Origin of the sequence: Blautia sp. Sow4_E7, assembly GCF_052116245.1 — a bacterium.
Taxonomy (GTDB): domain Bacteria; phylum Bacillota; class Clostridia; order Lachnospirales; family Lachnospiraceae; genus Blautia_A.
This window is the reverse complement of record NZ_JBQKLL010000007.1, coordinates 1-14,171: the sequence shown is the minus strand read 5'-3', so window position 1 is coordinate 14,171 and position 14,171 is coordinate 1. Positions and strand designations below refer to the sequence as shown.

The 14,171-nt window shown below is 44.3% G+C and carries 19 protein-coding genes, 2 tRNA genes and 1 pseudogene; 15 read left to right on the top strand and 7 right to left on the bottom strand.

What is annotated here, in order from left to right; all coding sequences use genetic code 11:
* Positions 1-120: 120 nt before the first annotated feature.
* Positions 121-243: pseudogene (locus tag ACTQ50_RS06145) on the bottom strand (LysR family transcriptional regulator); the annotation flags it as partial.
* Between ACTQ50_RS06145 and ACTQ50_RS06140 the strand changes: the two are divergent.
* Positions 234-1,010, top strand: a complete 777-nt coding sequence (locus ACTQ50_RS06140; RefSeq protein WP_441483438.1) for an MATE family efflux transporter — start codon at positions 234-236, stop codon at positions 1,008-1,010. The pseudogene ACTQ50_RS06145 and the gene ACTQ50_RS06140 overlap by 10 nt on opposite strands.
* A 182-nt stretch (positions 1,011-1,192) precedes the next feature.
* On the opposite strand, the gene ACTQ50_RS06135 is transcribed toward ACTQ50_RS06140, so the two are convergent.
* On the bottom strand, positions 1,193-1,828 hold the full coding sequence (locus ACTQ50_RS06135; RefSeq protein WP_441483437.1) for a class I SAM-dependent methyltransferase: 636 nt from the start codon (positions 1,826-1,828) through the stop codon (positions 1,193-1,195).
* 175 nt (positions 1,829-2,003) lie between these two features.
* On the opposite strand from ACTQ50_RS06135, the gene ACTQ50_RS06130 reads away from it, so the two are divergent.
* From ACTQ50_RS06130 to ACTQ50_RS06115, 4 genes are all read left to right on the top strand, one after another.
* Entirely contained in the window at positions 2,004-2,885 is an 882-nt protein-coding gene (locus ACTQ50_RS06130; protein ID WP_441483436.1) for a 4Fe-4S dicluster domain-containing protein, read from the top strand.
* Positions 2,886-3,043: 158 nt separating this feature from the next.
* Positions 3,044-3,388 (top strand): alpha/beta fold hydrolase, encoded by a 345-nt coding sequence (locus ACTQ50_RS06125; protein WP_441483435.1) that lies wholly within the window; start codon positions 3,044-3,046, stop codon positions 3,386-3,388.
* Positions 3,389-3,428: 40 nt separating this feature from the next.
* The gene (locus ACTQ50_RS06120) at positions 3,429-3,686 is read left to right on the top strand and encodes a hypothetical protein (RefSeq protein WP_441483434.1); all 258 of its coding nucleotides are present in this window, start codon (positions 3,429-3,431) and stop codon (positions 3,684-3,686) included.
* A 92-nt stretch (positions 3,687-3,778) separates the two neighbouring features.
* Positions 3,779-4,711, top strand: a complete 933-nt coding sequence (locus ACTQ50_RS06115) for an acyl-CoA thioester hydrolase/BAAT C-terminal domain-containing protein (RefSeq protein ID WP_441483433.1) — start codon at positions 3,779-3,781, stop codon at positions 4,709-4,711.
* A gap of 91 nt (positions 4,712-4,802) precedes the next feature.
* Here ACTQ50_RS06115 and ACTQ50_RS06110 read toward each other — a convergent pair whose 3' ends face one another.
* Both ACTQ50_RS06110 and ACTQ50_RS06105 read right to left on the bottom strand, forming a co-directional pair.
* A complete protein-coding gene (locus ACTQ50_RS06110; protein ID WP_441483432.1) occupies positions 4,803-5,525 on the bottom strand; it encodes an MATE family efflux transporter in 723 nt (240 codons plus the stop codon).
* A complete protein-coding gene (locus ACTQ50_RS06105) occupies positions 5,522-5,776 on the bottom strand; it encodes a hypothetical protein (RefSeq protein WP_441483431.1) in 255 nt (84 codons plus the stop codon). Before ACTQ50_RS06105 ends, ACTQ50_RS06110 begins: the two co-directional genes overlap by 4 nt.
* Before the next feature lie 325 nt (positions 5,777-6,101).
* Between ACTQ50_RS06105 and ACTQ50_RS06100 the strand changes: the two genes are divergently transcribed.
* From ACTQ50_RS06100 to ACTQ50_RS06085, 4 genes are read left to right on the top strand one after another with little or no spacing between them, the layout of a single operon-like run.
* Positions 6,102-6,977 carry an MBL fold metallo-hydrolase gene (locus ACTQ50_RS06100; RefSeq protein ID WP_441483430.1) on the top strand — a complete coding sequence of 292 codons (876 nt, stop codon included), beginning with the start codon at positions 6,102-6,104 and terminating at the stop codon, positions 6,975-6,977.
* Positions 6,978-7,015: 38 nt separating this feature from the next.
* Positions 7,016-7,324, top strand: coding sequence for a MarR family winged helix-turn-helix transcriptional regulator (locus ACTQ50_RS06095; RefSeq protein WP_441483429.1), 309 nt, complete (start codon positions 7,016-7,018; stop codon positions 7,322-7,324).
* A 3-nt stretch (positions 7,325-7,327) separates the two neighbouring features.
* Positions 7,328-7,588, top strand: a complete 261-nt coding sequence (locus tag ACTQ50_RS06090; RefSeq protein ID WP_441483534.1) for an MATE family efflux transporter — start codon at positions 7,328-7,330, stop codon at positions 7,586-7,588.
* Between the two features lie 5 nt (positions 7,589-7,593).
* Entirely contained in the window at positions 7,594-7,779 is a 186-nt protein-coding gene (locus tag ACTQ50_RS06085; RefSeq protein ID WP_441483428.1) for a hypothetical protein, read from the top strand.
* Positions 7,780-7,852: 73 nt separating this feature from the next.
* On the opposite strand, the gene ACTQ50_RS06080 is transcribed toward ACTQ50_RS06085, so the two are convergent.
* Together ACTQ50_RS06080 and ACTQ50_RS06075 are read right to left on the bottom strand one after the other, a co-directional pair.
* On the bottom strand, positions 7,853-8,080 hold the full coding sequence (locus ACTQ50_RS06080; protein WP_441483427.1) for a type II toxin-antitoxin system MqsA family antitoxin: 228 nt from the start codon (positions 8,078-8,080) through the stop codon (positions 7,853-7,855).
* Between the two features lie 5 nt (positions 8,081-8,085).
* Positions 8,086-8,397 carry a DUF4258 domain-containing protein gene (locus ACTQ50_RS06075; protein WP_441483426.1) on the bottom strand — a complete coding sequence of 104 codons (312 nt, stop codon included), beginning with the start codon at positions 8,395-8,397 and terminating at the stop codon, positions 8,086-8,088.
* Between the two features lie 279 nt (positions 8,398-8,676).
* On the opposite strand from ACTQ50_RS06075, the gene ACTQ50_RS06070 reads away from it, so the two are divergent.
* The 4 genes from ACTQ50_RS06070 to ACTQ50_RS06055 all read left to right on the top strand — a co-directional run bounded on the left by ACTQ50_RS06070 (position 8,677) and on the right by ACTQ50_RS06055 (position 12,593).
* Positions 8,677-10,035, top strand: coding sequence for a M20 family metallopeptidase (locus ACTQ50_RS06070; RefSeq protein WP_441483425.1), 1,359 nt, complete (start codon positions 8,677-8,679; stop codon positions 10,033-10,035).
* Between the two features lie 199 nt (positions 10,036-10,234).
* Positions 10,235-12,280, top strand: a complete 2,046-nt coding sequence (locus tag ACTQ50_RS06065) for an ATP-binding protein (protein WP_441483424.1) — start codon at positions 10,235-10,237, stop codon at positions 12,278-12,280.
* Positions 12,281-12,430: 150 nt separating this feature from the next.
* A tRNA-Tyr gene (locus tag ACTQ50_RS06060) sits at positions 12,431-12,515 on the top strand.
* Positions 12,516-12,519: 4 nt separating this feature from the next.
* Positions 12,520-12,593 (top strand) — tRNA-Arg (locus ACTQ50_RS06055).
* Between the two features lie 11 nt (positions 12,594-12,604).
* Here ACTQ50_RS06055 and ACTQ50_RS06050 read toward each other — a convergent pair.
* Positions 12,605-12,742 (bottom strand): hypothetical protein, encoded by a 138-nt coding sequence (locus ACTQ50_RS06050; protein WP_441483423.1) that lies wholly within the window; start codon positions 12,740-12,742, stop codon positions 12,605-12,607.
* Between the two features lie 105 nt (positions 12,743-12,847).
* Here ACTQ50_RS06050 and ACTQ50_RS06045 point away from each other — a divergent pair, with 105 nt between their 5' ends.
* Both ACTQ50_RS06045 and ACTQ50_RS06040 read left to right on the top strand, forming a co-directional pair.
* Complete coding sequence (locus tag ACTQ50_RS06045; RefSeq protein WP_441483422.1) at positions 12,848-13,654, top strand: Cof-type HAD-IIB family hydrolase; 807 nt, start codon at positions 12,848-12,850, stop codon at positions 13,652-13,654.
* Positions 13,655-13,656: 2 nt separating this feature from the next.
* The gene (locus ACTQ50_RS06040) at positions 13,657-14,064 is read left to right on the top strand and encodes a hypothetical protein (protein WP_441483421.1); all 408 of its coding nucleotides are present in this window, start codon (positions 13,657-13,659) and stop codon (positions 14,062-14,064) included.
* Positions 14,065-14,171 lie beyond the last annotated feature (107 nt).

Here is a 14,171-nt window from a genome sequence, read left to right as displayed (position 1 = left end):
CACACTGTTGATCGCAGATATCTTAAGCAGATCTGTATGTTCCTGTTCCCGGATATCCAGAGCCTCCTGCCAGAGATCCTCCAGACGGTGGGCAACAGAAATAAAAGATTTTCCCTTGTCTGTTAAAACAATTCTTTTTTGTCCTTTTTTCCGCTCAAATAAGGTGTAGCCTAGTTCGGCTTCCAAAGTCTGTATACGCCTGGTCAGCGCAGGCTGGGTGACAAAGAGATTATTTGAAAACACCAGCAGAGGTTTTGCCCTATGCAAGAAGTTATCTTCTGATCATTCTTCTGGGGCTTCCAGTTACTTTTTTATATAATTGGTGTGCCGCTGCGCTTCAGGCAGCAGGAGACACGAAAACTCCACTTTGTACCCTTCTGATCGCCATGAGCCTGAATACGGTTCTGGATCTGCTCTTTGTAGTGGGATTTCACAGAGGCACAGAAGGAACCGCAGCGGTCACAGTAATTGCCCAGGGAACCGCTTCGGTGATCTGCCTTTGTATTATGAGAAAAAAGCACAGGGAATTTTTCTTCGACCGTTCCGTCGTGGGATGGGACACCTGGCTGGTAAAAAGAACGGCAAAATTCGGTCTGGTATCAGCGCTGCATCAATCCAGCCTGTATAAGGGACTGACGGTAATGCTGGCGCTGGCTGTGTGCCTGTCCATATTGATGGCGGCAGTGACGAGGAACGCGGTTATTTTACTGATGGGAAATCCATCGGAAGAGGTACTTCAAAATGCGGATGCCTATATGATGGTCATTTCGCTGGTATATGTTTTCTGTTTCACGGGAAGCACGTTTGTAGGATATTTCCGGGGAATTGGAAGAGTGGAAGTGCCGGTGATCGGATCCATATTACAGATATCAATTCGTGTTATACTGTCCTATGCTTGGATCCAGACATTGGGTTTGAAAGCGGTTGCTCTGGCTACTGGAATTGGCTGGATGGCGATTGTGGCGTATCAGAGTGTGACATACTGGAGAACCGTAAAAAGTGGACGGTAATTATTTTGGTGATTACGCGGGCATAAAATGGTTTATGTTATAGGAAAAAGTGACTTGAAATTATGAGAAATACGAAAAAGAGCAGCGAGCCAAACTACGTGCTTACACGGAACCTTGGCTCGCTGCTGTTATAAGGTGCAAAACTCGCGGAGCGTGTTTTGTCTCATCAAACTAATTTGTGTTTATTTCCTTGCCACAAGATGCGCCCGGAAGCCTTTCTGCTTCTCCATAGTGAGCACCTTGAACCCTGCTTTCTCTGCCATAGCAACGAATTCTGCCTGTTTGCAGATTTTCACATCGCCATGTCCAACCAGTTTTGCCAGGGGCATTTCAAAATGGTTCATCAGCCAGACGACAAAGTTGGAAGCTGTATAATCGCGAAAGATCAGTCTGCCGCCTTTGCGGAGCACGCGGTAGGCGCTGTTGAAGAAATCCTGTGGATTGGGATAGTGGTGGAAGCTGTTGGCGCAGATGATGTCATCGAAAGAGCCTTCAGCAAAAGGCAGATTCTCACTGTCCCCAACAATAAATTCCGTGTTGGAAAGGTTCTTTGCCTGGGCTGCCTGGATCATTCCAGGAGTGAGATCCAGACCTACGTAGTGCTTATCCGGATACTTTTTATGAAGCAGCTCGATCATGGGACCGGTTCCGCAGCCGCAGTCCAGCACATCATGAAACTCTTCTTTTTCCAGTTCCGCCAGAATTGGCGGGTAATCGTCCTTGCACATTTCGTAAATGCCAGCATGCCCGCTGTCGTAGACTTTTGCGGCCTGGGTAAATTCCTTGATAGAAAGTTCTTTATATTCTTCCGGTGTCATAACGCCCCTCCCCCTTAATGTAAAAATAATGGTTAGAATATACTAACTAAAGTACCATATATTCTGGCAAAAGTCAAAGGGAATATTGCTTGCAAAAAGAATAGTATTGTTTTAATTCTATTTAGGTGCTATAATAAAAGCCATAGATAAAAATTCCACAGAGCGAGGTACAAAAATGTCAGCATTAACTGTGAGCCAGGAAGATGAAAAAAGAGTCAAAGGGATGGGATTTCTGAACAACAGAGGAACGGATCTTTTTTCCGCGAGAGTCCTTACCACAAATGGAAAAGTAACCGCAGCCCAGCACCGCTGCATGGCAGATGCCGCAGAGAAATTTGGAAACGGAACCCTTCTGTATACCACCAGACTTTCTGTGGAAATCCAGGGAATCCCTTATGAGAAAATTGAAGAATTCCAGAAATTTATTGCAAAGGAAGGCTTAGTGACCGGTGGAACAGGCGCTAAGGTGCGTCCTGTAGTATCCTGTAAGGGTACCACCTGCCAGTATGGACTTCTGGATTCCTACGCAATCTCAGAGGAAATCTACAAACGCTTTTATGAAGGCTACAGAGATGTGGCGCTGCCCCATAAATTTAAGATCGCAGTAGGCGGCTGCCCTAACAACTGTGTAAAGCCGAATCTGAATGATGTGGGCATTATCGGCCAGCGAATTCCGGAAGTGAACACGGATGTCTGTAAAGGCTGTAAAAAATGCGTCATCGAAGCCGCCTGTCCAAATAAAGTAGCCAAGGTGGTAGATGGAAAGATCCAGATCGACAAGGATACCTGCAAGCACTGCGGTCGCTGCGTTGGAAAATGTCCGTTCCATACCATCGAGGACGGAACTTACGGTTATAAGATCTACATAGGCGGCCGCTGGGGCAAGAATGTTTCAATGGGACGAGAACTTAGCAAGATTTTCACCTCCAAAGAAGAAGCCCTGGATGTGATTGAAAAAGCGATCCTTTTCTTCCGCGATAACGGGATCAAGGGAGAGCGTTTTGCAGAGACGATAGAGCGGATTGGATTTGAGAATGTTGAGAAAGAATTGATTTAAGAAGATAGGCAGGAGACCTTTAGCAAGGCTCCTGCCTTTTTAGAGAAAAAAGTAAATTTTCTTGACAAAAGTATTAGCCGCAACTAACATATAACTATATTAGTCCAAATAGTGTTGTGTTCACTATTTAATAGTCCTATGATATGGAGGTACGAACCATGAAGGTCCATGAATTCAGCGAAAAAACAAATCCGGTTATAATGCTTTTTTCAGGCACAATATGCTATTGGAAGGGAAATTTTCATAACGTTATTGATAAATTGTCCGAGAAGTTCCTGGTAGCGGCAGTGGCATATACCGGATTTGATGAAAGCGATTCAGAAAACTACACCTGTGTGGAAGACGAGCTGAACAAGATCGAGCAGTACATAAAAGAGCATTACAATGGCAAAATCTGTGCAGCCTACGGATGTTCCCTGGGCGGAACCTTTGTTTCCCACCTGGCAGCCAGACATAACATTCATATGCAGTACGGAATTATCGGCAGATCCCAATCCCTATAACCGCACATTTGTGGCAATGACAGGCCGGGATAAATATGACATGAGCTTTATCACCAAAGAAAGCATTAAGAATCAATTCAAGTCCGACCTGATTACGCCTCTTCCAGAGCAGATTGACAACGGGGAGACCGAAATTCATGTGTTCTATGCGAAAAAGATGGGCGAAAAATACTTAGACAGATACAAAAAATATTTTAAAAACCCCATCATCCACGAGCATGATATGCGGCATGAGGAATTCTTCGGTCTTCACCCGGATGAGTGGTGTGAACTGGTAGAGGAAATTTGCCTAAAATAACGAAACCATTTCGAAAATCTGTAACACCTGGAAGTTTTGTGTTAAAATACAGTAAGTAACAACTAACTTCCGTACAGAAAGCAGAGGCAGCAATGATGAAAAAGCAATTTTTTGAGAACGAAAAAGATGGTTTCTACGGTACTTATTACGAAAATCCAAAGGGCGCAAGCTGTGCTATGATCGGCTTGTTTGGTGATGATCCCAATGACTATATGGCGAAATGCGGAGCCAAGTGGCTTCACAGAAATGGGGTAAATGTTCTTTGCATGTCACCTGGGAAAAAGAATTACAGCCATGTGAACTTTCCACTGGAGCGGATTGGAAACGCCATTAAATGGCTGAAAAAGAATGGCAACCGAAAGGTGGGGATTATGGGGATGAGTACAGCTGGTATGGATTCCATTGCTGCAGCGTCCTATTTTCCAGATATTACACTGACTTTTGGACTTACTGCCAGCGATTTTGTATGGCAGGGTTTTGAACAGGGCAAAAAAGATGGCTGCAGAGAATGGCCGATCCCAAATGCCTCCACCCTTTCCTGGCAGGGCAAGCCCCTTCCCTATATGCCTTTTGTTTATGAACATCCGGTATACTGGCAGAAAATAGAAGAGGAAACAAAAGGTTCCGGAGACATTGAACGCAGCACCTGTCTGTTTATCGATTCGGAGAAGGCGAGAGAGCATACGGAAGAGGAAATGATAAAGGTGGAGAACATCAAGGGAAAGCTGTTCCTGATCGGTGCAGATGACGATTCCTTCTGGGAAGCAGGAAAATATGTCCGCCGCATGGACCAGCGCTTAAAAGAGCGTCCTCACACCTGTCAGTATGAGGCGCTTGCATATGCGCATGGAACCCACTTCGTTCTGCCGGAATCATTGCTTCGTATTGCTTTGCCTGTAGGTTTGAAATTCGTGATGAAGTTCATCTTCAAGGCAGCGAAAGATTACCCGGATGAATGTGAAGCCACAAGGAAAGATATTGACAGGAGACTGTCGGCGGCATTAAGAAAATGGATTACGGAATAAAAAGGGGTGAAATTCCCCATAAAAAGATATTATTTGGACCCAAAGGCAGACCTATATAGGATCTGCTTTTGGGTCCACGTTATATAGGAGTTTATTTCCCAAACCGACGAGATGGATGAAAAACCAGTAAAGCCCCCAGAATAAGAACCGCCGTAATAGACAAGCTTGCCGGATACGCCATCATCAGTGCTGAGAATGTCCGGTTCTTCGGGAAAACAGCATATACCCATGCAATCCTTGTTCCGCACACCCCAATGGTGGTAAGCACTGCCGGGACAAGGGAAATCCCGAATCTCCGGAGATATCCGGACATCACCTCATAGAGCATGCTGAAAATATAAGCAATAAAGATGATCACCAGACGCTGATAGCCAATCTCAATGACCTGTGGATTCCTGTTAAAAAGAGAAAGCAAAAACTTACCACTGGAAAGGATCAGTACGACCGTGGCAATGGCAATCCCGTTTACCGTCATTTTAAAACAGATCACAAAGAGCAGATTTAAAAGCACGTTTAACACGCCGGAAAAAGCCAGTGCCTGTAAAGGAACTTTGGTATCACCGGTGCTTCGGAAAATTGCGGCTTCAAAATTATATAAAAAGATTACTGGCAATCCGAGCAGATAAATCCGGATATACAATAGTGCATAAGGGAATACATCCGCGGGCACATTCAGCAGGCTGAGCAGGTTTTTAATAAAAAACTCTCCCAGAAGAGTGACAAGGATTCCACCAATAAAAGCTGCTAGAACAGATGTATGTACTATTTCTTCTACCGTCTTCTTATCCCTCCGTCCAATGGCATTGGCGATCACAACGTTGGTTCCCAGGAAATCCCGATAAATAAATTTAAGATAACCCCGATCACAGGGCTGTTGGCACCTACCGCAGCGATTGCAGCAGTCCGGTCTGTGCTGGCAAAATTGCCTACAATTGCCACATCCGAAGCATTAAACAACTGCTCCAGCATTCCAGTCGCCGCAACCGGAAGGGCATACAGGGGAATTTTATTCCATATAGGACCATTTAAAATGTCCATTTTCTGCGATTGTTTTGCGAAACTCATAAAGACACCTCTTAAAAATTTTTATAATTTCAGCGCTTATATTATATATTCAAAGAAAAATAATATCCAATACCTATTCACTATGATGAAATATAGAAAAAAGGAATAATAAGGTGTAAAAGCAGCTTGTTCCCATAGTTCTCGCTCAGACAAGTTTTGTACTCAATGTAAGGGACACCTGAAATTTGTAAGATATAACAAAAATCCCCTTAAAAAATGTGAAAATTGCATTCTGTTACGGGCACAAAAGTATGCTAAAATAGTAAATAAGTCAAAACTAACAACGGGAAGATGAATGAAATCTGACGAAAAGGGGGTACCAGTTATGAGCAGAATGGGAAACAAAATCCAGGAGAAATTTATGGCGATGAAGTTCCGGGGGAAGGAAATCTTCAAGCCTTTGAACACAGGAAGAATTGACGAACATGTAAGCTGCATCCGGGAATATGTAGCCAACATTTTCTTTTATACAAAGAACGGTAAAACCATCATGATCGATGCTGGCTATAACTATGAGCGCCTGGAAGAGAAAATGGGCTGGCTTCATATTGCTCCGAAAAGCATTGATACTATCCTGATCACGCACCAGGATACTGACCATATGGGCGCTCTGGAAAACGACACCGAGCTTTTATTTAAAGACGCTACGATCTACCTTAGCGAAATCGAGAACCGTTACCTGACCGCAGAAGTCCGGCGCAAGGTTTACGGAGGCTGGTACAAGCTCCCTCTTGTAAAAACAGACAACAAACGAGTTCTTCTTCAGGATGGTGATGTCTTTAACATTGGCGATATTAAAATTGAATGTTTCCTGGTACCTGGCCATACCTGGGGACATCTTTGCTATCTGCTGGACGACAAATACCTGTTCACAGGAGACACCATCTGGTTCGGTCCGGACGGCGGCTATTCTTTTCTGGATGCCCTGGCGGAAGACAATGAGCTTGCCAGGAAGTCCCTTGCCGAATTTGAACAGAAGCTGCGTGCAAGAAATCTTTCCCCAATGGTGATCACCGGTCATACTGGCTGGTACGACGATCTGGACTGGGTATTCCGCCACAAGGACCAGGTCTGCCACGCCTCAAAGAAACAGAAACCCCACGATCCAAATGCGCCATACGACGGTTATAATGAAAGCGATGATACAAGGGAAAATGCCCAGAGGGTACTGCTCACGAAAGTGGTTCCTGTGGTGAAATAGACTGCATCTACGAAGCTGTCCAGAAGATCAACCAGGTAATGACGCAGAAAAATTTGTGCCAGAAGCTGGATGCGCCCAAAACATCCATCAACAGCATTATCAAGAGACAGCTGCAGACTGGCTATATCGAATTACACATAAATCCCCAGAACAGGCGGGAAAAGGTTATTTCCCTGACAAAAGCGGGAAAGGATTTTGCTGAAAAGCTGGTCAATCCCCTTCTGGAATATGAGAACGAAGCCGCCGCCATGATGGATGATGAGGAACTGGAAATTGCAATTGCGGTGCAGAATAGGTTTGCTGATATTTTACTGGAAAAAGTAGAAAAGAAGCATGAAACAAATTGAAGCATTTTTTCCAGCTTATACACCACAGTAGATGGTATCTTTGTGGCACGCTGGGTAAACACGGACGCACTGTCCGCCATTAACATTACCATGCCGCTGATCTATCTTTCTTCTGCTCTTGGCATGATGTTTGGAAGTGGCGGAAATGCACTGGTTGCGAAAAAATTAGGAGAAGGAAAACACAGGGAAGCTTTTAACGCTACTTCCAGGAAATCTTTGGAATGGAAACTGACGGTAAGGCAGAGGAAGCCCTTGCCTCTTTGAAATAAATGTATCAGGAATTCGGCATCGCCTTCACCTTCACCTACGGCGAGCTTGCCCAGAACCCAGGCAATCACCAGCTGCTGGTAGAAATCATCTCCTCCTTCGGTCCAATGCCATGCCATATTATGGAGGTAAATACAGAAAAACTGGCAGGGATGATCGAGGATGCAATCGTGGGAAATTTGAATTGATAAAAAATGTGAAACAGGGACAGGCTTGTTATGGCCTGCCCCTCAGACTCCATTTTCAGAATATGAATGTCCGCTATGCAACTTGAGGATAATCGATAATCGCGATTTCTTGCATTAATTTTTTTGCCATATCAACAATTTCTTCAAGTCGTTCGGCAACTTCATCGGTATAATACTTTTCACCACATTGTTCGCATTCAAGGCATGGAACATTTTTTATAACAATAATACCATTTTTATAATTTACAACATGTGTTGTCGTACTTTCTATTGTTGTACTATTTTTACAATACATACACATATCCGTCACCTCTTTCTTCGAGTTTTCAAATCAAATTTAAATTTATTTGTATCTGGATAATATGCGGTAATTATATATACGTTTATATTATCACAACCTGCAACAATGTGTAAAATGCTTCCCATTATAGTATATCCAAATATCAAACAGCTAGGATTAGGAAAATCATCTGGATATGCTTCAATAATTTCACCTGTTTTAATGCCATTTTTTACATCTGCTCTTCTGATATTCCGCTCCTGCATTCTTTGAAGGCAATGCTGAGTCCATATTATTTTCGAGTCAGCACAAAGGTCTTGAAAAACTTTTATGTTCATTAACGGTCCTCCCACGTATAATTTTTCCCTATCACTTTTAGCTTTTTAGCCTCATGTGCTTTCTCTTATGTTAGTTTAGTTTATTATATCAATTGCTGCATATTCTGTATATAATAATGTTATTTTTCGTTCGATCTGATTCGACATAAATTATTTTTCTAAATTTATTGTGGATAGTACAAATAAGTAGGATTCCCCTTGTAATCATCAGACTGCATTGTTATAATCTACAGCAGAATACTTTACAAATTAAATAGAATTTGGAGGAATCATACCCTTATGAATACAAAAGAACAGATCCACGCATTATCTGAAGAAATGCTCGAAAATCTTGGCAAATTAGTTGCAATCGATTCCCAGCGCAGCACCCCGTCAGAGGGCAAGCCGTTTGGGGAAGGTCCGGCGAAGGCCCTGGAGGTTGGACTTCAGATTGCAGAAGAAATGGGATTCAAAACCGTAAATCTTGACAACTATTGCGGTTACGCAGAAATGGGAGAGGGCGAAGAAATCGTAGGAATCGCCGGACATCTGGATATCGTGCCGGTGGGCGGTGACTGGAGTTATGATCCATTTCAGCTCACAAGAAAAGGCGACTACGTATACGGCCGCGGAACCACAGATGACAAAGGCCCTGTAATCGAGGCTCTTTACGCTATGAAACTGCTGAAGGATTCCGGCGTGAAGCTGAACAAGAGAGTCCGTCTGATCATGGGCTGCAACGAAGAGACCGGATCCAAATGTATGGAACACTACAATGAAGTGGAAGAAGAGTTATCCTGCGGTTTCACTCCGGATGCTAATTTCCCATGCATTCACGGGGAAAAAGGCTACATGTCCATGATGGCCTATTCCAAGAATACCCGGATCATCTCCATGAACGGCGGCTTTGTTTCCAACGCCGTATGCGACACCTGCACCACCGTGATCCCGGCAGAAGCTGGCCTTAAGGAAAAATTAGAGGCAGCTTTTTCCAAGACAAAGCTCCAGGAGTATAAAGTAACAGAAGATGGCGACCAGATCACCATTTATGCAAAAGGTGTTCCCGCCCACGCAAGCATGCCAACCCTTGGAATCAACGCAGCAGGCGTCACCATGGAATGCCTTGCAGAAGCAGGCTTCGAAGACGATTTCGTAAAATTCTACAACCAGCATATCGGTACAGCCTGCGACGGCTCCGGCGTTGGTCTTAAGATTTCCGACGAGTTTGGCGAGCTCACCTTCTGCAACGGAATCGTAAAAACAGAAGGGGGCGTGATCTCCTGCACCATCGACATCCGCGTACCAGTTACCTTTACCAAAGATGATGTTCTGAAATTCTTAGAAGGCCACCTGGAAGACGAGAACGGACGCATTGAAGTTGGCGAGATCGGCAATCCTTTATTTTTCCCAAGAGAATCACCGTTGGTAAATGCTCTGTACAAGGCTTATGTGGACGTAACCGGCGACACTAAGAACCAGCCAATGGTAATCGGCGGCGGCACCTACGCAAAGTCCTTGAAGAACATTATCGCATTCGGCCCGGAGAAGCTGGACATGGACTACCACATCCACGGCGCAGACGAATTTATCCTGGTATCCGGAATGGAAGAAGCAGTTCTGGTATATATGGAAGCGATTAAGAACCTGCTGGCAATTTAATGAGTACAAAAGATTAGGGGACTGTGGAGAGAAAGTAAGATATGTGGGAGAAGGACGTTCATTTAGAACAAATTGAATTGGAAGATGGTGCTTTTAACGAGGAACTTTTTAAATCTGTATTCCGGGCACTGGGAAAAGATTATGTAAACATTTGTCTTTTGATACAAGAGACAAAACAGTCAGGACTTTAAAGGGAGGAATGAGCCGCCGGAACATTGCAAAACTGGAATTCTGCACCTATGAAGAAGCATGCCGAAAGGCGATTCTGAACCATATTGAGGAGAAGGCGCAGGAGAAAATACTCCAGAAATTAGATTATGACAAAATAATGGAGATCCTTTCTTATAAGCCAGAATACAGCTTTACCTACGAAGCCCTGGTAGAAGGAAAAAAGCATATCTGCCAGATGAAGTACATCCGTATGGATGATGAAAAGCATGTGCTTATGGGACTTCGTATCGTAGATGATATTGTTGCAAGTGAACGGGAACACAGAAAATCTCTTGCAAAAGCGGTTGCAGTTGCGGAGCAGGCTTACACGGCAGCGGAGAATGCCAACCGCGCCAAGACCACCTTCCTCAGCAACATGTCCCACGATATCCGGACTCCAATGAATGGGATCATTGGTATGACCACTATCGCTGAGGCGCACATGGATGATCCCCAGCGTGTGAAGGAATGCCTGGAGAAGATCATGGGAGCAAGCAATCATCTGCTTTCCCTACTCAATGATGTCCTGGATGTTTCCAGAATTGAATCTGGCCGTATTGTTCTGACAGAAGAGCCGTTTAGCCTTCCGGAGATTTTTGACAACATGATCAACATGATCTCCCCACAGATCACAACCAAAAACCAGGAGCTTTTTATTGACATCCAGAATGTGCTCCATGAGGATGTAGTGGGGGATTCTCTCCGTTTACAGCAGGTATTTATGAACGTGGTGGGAAATGCCATCAAATATACCCCGGATGGTGGAAAAATATCGGTAGGCCTTAAGGAAATCCCTTCTGACTCGGCGCTCTATTCCCAGTATGTTTTCAACTGTGAGGACAATGGATATGGAATGAGCCCTGAATTTGTGGAACGGCTTTTCGTTCCTTTTGAGAGAGCGGAGGATGAGCGCCTGAAGGGAATCCAGGGAACTGGTCTTGGAATGGTGATCACCCAGAATATCCTTCGGATGATGGATGGAGATATTGAGGTAAAAAGCGAGTATGGTAAGGGTTCCAGTTTTATCTGCCATTTCCGTATCCAGAACCAGGCGAAGCTGATTTCCAATGATAAGCTGCCGGAAGACATGTATGTTCTGGTCGCAGATGATGACGAGGCAACCTGTGAGAGTACGTCGCTCACACTTGACAGCCTGGGCATTCCAAATGAAAGCGTGACCACTGGAAGAGAAGCCATTGAAAGAGTGCAGAGTGCCAGAAAGCAGGGCAAACCATTTACTGTCTTCCTGATTGACTGGAAAATGCCGGATATGGAGTGTCTGGAGATCGTCCGCCAGGTAAAACGTTACGGAAGCGAGGATATGTCCATTGTGATCATTTCCGCTTACGACTGGTCTGAGATTGAGATGAATGCCAGGGCAGCAGGCGCAGATGGTTTTATGACGAAACCGCTGTTTCGTTCCAAACTGGTGGAGAAGCTGAAGACTGTCACAGATGAAATCCCGCCGGAACAGAAGAATAACATTTTAGAGAAATATACCCAGAAGAATTATGAGGATAAACGGATCCTTCTGGTTGATGATAACGACCTGAACCGTGAGATTGCCAGCGAAATCCTGGGAATGACCAGGGTACAGGTAGAAGAGGCGCAGAATGGAAAGCAGGCAGCACCGGCAAGATATTACGAAGAGCTTTATTTTGCGGATGGTTCGGTGAATATGTCTGAAGAGAATGAAAAGGTCTGCTTGAACGTTCTGGATAAGAATGGCGCAGTTGGTATTATGGGAATGCTGGAGCAGAAGGATTTTCCGATTTACTGTGTATCCGGTTTTGCCCTTACCGCCCTTGGGTATTCTTTTGACGAGCTGATGGAGGATACAGACGGATTTTTCATCGAGCTGATCCATGAGGATGACCGGAAACGCTTTGTGGAAGAATTTTATGAGAATGGCAAGAAGCGTATTTACCGCCTGAAAAAGAAAAATGGAGATATCGTAACCACCACCACCTATTCCGCAGACACAGAGCTGCCGGATGGAGCGAAGGCGAAGATGGTTTCACTGAGAGTTGGATAAAGAAATATTGACTGGATGAAAAGCCCTTGAACGTGCTTTTGGGGGCTTTTCCTATATAGGAAGTGCGCTGGTAATGGTACGTTTTAAACTACGAGTTTATTGAAAAATTTGTAGAAATTCTGGTATTATAAAGCATGTAAGAAATCACATCGGCCATTATCCCGTTAAGGAGACGGAGCGGACTGTAAATCCGCTGTTATCATAACACGAGTGGGTTCGATTCCCTCATGGCCGATCATACTCCTGTAGCTCAGCTGGATAGAGCACGCGTCTACGAAGCGCGGAGTCGAGAGTTCGAATCTCTCCAGGAGTGTTCCCGGGGGTCTATGCCCTTGGATAAAGTGAATCAGGTAAGGCGAATGGTGCGAAGGGAGAAAAGCTGTCTTTGAGTGGCAGCTTTTTTTTATGGGAATTTTTTGCAGTACTAGAGCCTGTTTGAAAAATCATTCCTGCAATCTGCACGCCCTACTTTGTGGAAAGCCTTTGAGGGCATGTTTTGGGGTATTGCAAAGTCAGCGGAAAACGTGTATTTTTATGTTATTGATCGCAGGTAAAGGATGGAACCATATGAATACAAAATTAATTGCCCTTGACATAGACGGAACCTTGACAAATGATGAGAAAAATATTACCCAAGCCACCCGGGATGCCCTTCTTGCAGTACAGGAGGATGGCGTGCGTCTGGTACTTGCTTCTGCCAGACCTACCCCTGGACTTTACGCGGCAGCAGAGCAGCTGCATATGAAAGAGCATGGCGGAATCCTGATGGCATATAACGGTGGTAAGATCGTAAAAGCAGACACTGGCGAAACGCTTTCCGAGATCCATATGGACATGGAGAAAACCAGGAATATCCTGCATTTTCTGGAAAAGCTGGATGTAACTGTGATTCTAGATGACGGACAGCAGTTCTATGTAACGGATGCTGGTGGATACAAAGTAGAATATGAGTGCAAAAATAACAATATGCAGTGTAAAGAGGTGGAAAACCTTGCCGATTTCCTTGACTTTTCCCCAATTAAGCTGCTTCTGGCAGTGGATCCTGAGAAGATCCTGGACATCCAGAAAGAAATCGCCCGGTATCTGGATGACGATCTTACAGTTGTAAGAACCGCTGCTTTCTATCTGGAAATCATCCCTTCCCGGATCAACAAAGGAAAAGGCTTGCGCGACGTCTGCGCCCACCTTGGTGTCAGCCTGTCCGATACCGCTGCTTTCGGCGATTCTGAAAACGACATCCCCATGCTCACCGCCGCCGGTCTTGGCGTAGCCATGGAAAATGCCGAAGAAGCAGTCAAAGCAAAAGCCGACCAAGTTACCCTGTCCAATAACCAGGACGGGATCGCGTATGCCATAAAGAACTGGCTGGGATAATTTTGGGAAGAAAGAACAATGTTGAAATGTGTCGAAGGTTTTGTGATGAATGGAAAAAGTTGAAAATACATAAAAAGTACGTAGGGAAATTTTATGTAATAGCTGAAACAGCAGAAAAAATATTCATATCAAGTGATTTCCCAGATGAGTATGCAAATTCACAGAATAGGATTAAGTTAAAAGGTGCAGGAGCTAAAGCAAAAGCGAATGCAGTGCAGGGAATTCCAGAGTTAATTCAAATAGCTACCGATGAAAAATATTTTCCCAATGTGAAAGAAAAGCATGATCAGGATGCAAAGTATGGGTGGTATCGTTATTCTGTAAAGTTTGCACTTACGATATATGACGATAAAAGCAATGAGATATGCAGATATAATATTTATAAAGCTCAAATGTTAGTTCGTCAGTAAGCGCCTAATAACAGGGTGGATTTAACTTCCACCGAAAATCTGCCATAATCATAGAGGATAGACGCCAGCATTTTACTACAGATCTGATGCTAGGATCTGTGAAATGC

Bases quoted from the DNA above. Each gene is read 5' to 3' on its own strand.
- ACTQ50_RS06135 (WP_441483437.1), bottom strand. From the start codon at position 1,828: ATGACACCGGAAGAATATAAAGAACTTTCTATCAAGGAATTTACCCAG.
- ACTQ50_RS06130 (WP_441483436.1), top strand. From the start codon at position 2,004: ATGTCAGCATTAACTGTGAGCCAGGAAGATGAAAAAAGAGTCAAAGGG.
- ACTQ50_RS06125 (WP_441483435.1), top strand. From the start codon at position 3,044: ATGAAGGTCCATGAATTCAGCGAAAAAACAAATCCGGTTATAATGCTT.
- ACTQ50_RS06120 (WP_441483434.1), top strand. From the start codon at position 3,429: ATGAGCTTTATCACCAAAGAAAGCATTAAGAATCAATTCAAGTCCGAC.
- ACTQ50_RS06115 (WP_441483433.1), top strand. From the start codon at position 3,779: ATGATGAAAAAGCAATTTTTTGAGAACGAAAAAGATGGTTTCTACGGT.
- ACTQ50_RS06105 (WP_441483431.1), bottom strand. From the start codon at position 5,776: ATGAGTTTCGCAAAACAATCGCAGAAAATGGACATTTTAAATGGTCCT.
- ACTQ50_RS06100 (WP_441483430.1), top strand. From the start codon at position 6,102: ATGAGCAGAATGGGAAACAAAATCCAGGAGAAATTTATGGCGATGAAG.
- ACTQ50_RS06095 (WP_441483429.1), top strand. From the start codon at position 7,016: ATGACGCAGAAAAATTTGTGCCAGAAGCTGGATGCGCCCAAAACATCC.
- ACTQ50_RS06085 (WP_441483428.1), top strand. From the start codon at position 7,594: ATGTATCAGGAATTCGGCATCGCCTTCACCTTCACCTACGGCGAGCTT.
- ACTQ50_RS06080 (WP_441483427.1), bottom strand. From the start codon at position 8,080: ATGTGTATGTATTGTAAAAATAGTACAACAATAGAAAGTACGACAACA.
- ACTQ50_RS06075 (WP_441483426.1), bottom strand. From the start codon at position 8,397: ATGAACATAAAAGTTTTTCAAGACCTTTGTGCTGACTCGAAAATAATA.
- ACTQ50_RS06070 (WP_441483425.1), top strand. From the start codon at position 8,677: ATGAATACAAAAGAACAGATCCACGCATTATCTGAAGAAATGCTCGAA.
- ACTQ50_RS06065 (WP_441483424.1), top strand. From the start codon at position 10,235: ATGAGCCGCCGGAACATTGCAAAACTGGAATTCTGCACCTATGAAGAA.
- ACTQ50_RS06045 (WP_441483422.1), top strand. From the start codon at position 12,848: ATGAATACAAAATTAATTGCCCTTGACATAGACGGAACCTTGACAAAT.